A 1,229-nucleotide genomic window follows, 5' to 3' on the forward strand; every position below is an offset into this window, starting at 1 on the left:
CGGAGACTTTTTGTTTCACCTTGGGCATGCGCACCGTTTGTTCGGCCACGTTGTTGGTAAACGGCACATCGGGCTGGGTCATGAAGCGCCAAACATCGTCTGTGTAATCGCTCAGTCGGCCAATCAGATTGGTGGCCTTGCTCTGCTTGGGCCTGCCGCGTTTGCCAGTAGAGGGCGCGATGGGGTTTGCTGCCTGTGCTTGCGCCAGAATCGCATCGTATAGGGCGCGCAGATCGCGCACTTCGCCTTGATACTTCTGGCTGTCGTAGCGCGGCGATTTTCCGTCAGCGCAGTTGAGGTTGTCGAAGTGGTTGGCATGCGTGAGCAGCTCCATCATGTCGCCTGCCCAAGCTTGGTCAAGTTCCTCCAATAGGTAGGTCAGCTCGCGCAAGTGGTGCTGGTTGCACAGCGCGTGTTGGCAATCCAAGGCCTTGTAGGGCATCCAGCCGTCATGCACCAAGACACCCTTGAATTGCTGCAGCAGGGCCATAGATTCAAACGCTTCGCCGCCACGCTTGGGGTGGCAACCCATCCATGTCAGTGTGTCGGTGGCCAATACATGCAGCCAGTGCAACTTCTTGGCAACCCGCAGGCCGCTCTCATCGGCATGTGCCACGGCTGATCTGACAACGCCTTGGCCGATGTCTTGCACAGTGGGCTGCAAAATGTTTGCCCCAGCCTGGGTTGCCTTGAGGACCGTTGCCTGGCTCACCGGCAGGTCAAAGAAGTCTTTCATCAGCGCGGCGGTGCGTTGCACTGAGACGGCATGGTTTTGATTGAGGTGCACCATGGCAGCTTGCGCGCGCGGGCCATATTGCACAGTCGCGTTCACACCGGCGGGGAACTCTGCTGTATGCACATGCCCGCAGCTACAGATGGCTTGCATGGCGTGATGCTCGGTAACCTCAAATTGCAGTACCGGCAAATCAAAGACCTGACGTGTTTCGCTCACATAGCCAAAGGGCAATTCCAGATGGCATGCCTGGCACTGGTCTGGTACGTTGTGAACAACTATTCTGTCGGGCTCAGTGGCTTGGCTCAAGGTGCTGCCGGGGTGACCTTTTTGTCCGCCGGTTGGCCTCTCGCCGGCAACCCGCAAGGATTTCGGTGCGGGTTTGTGCAAGCCATCGCTTGATGGTGGCTTGCTGGAGTTTTTGCTGTTGAGTGCCAATCGACCTTCGAGCTGCTTGATGCTGTTCTGCATCACCACCATTTGCGCCGTGAGGTCT

At 57.6% G+C, this 1,229-nt stretch carries 1 protein-coding gene; it reads right to left on the reverse strand.

Annotated features, from left to right (window positions below; genetic code table 11):
• Positions 1 to 1,229, reverse strand: a 1,229-nt coding sequence (locus tag Q8S60_RS08330; RefSeq protein ID WP_305668475.1) for an IS66 family transposase, incomplete at both ends; no start/stop codon positions are given.

It is taken from the genome of Parvibaculum sp. (assembly GCF_030694575.1).
In the GTDB taxonomy this organism is placed as follows: Bacteria; Pseudomonadota; Alphaproteobacteria; order Parvibaculales; family Parvibaculaceae; genus Parvibaculum.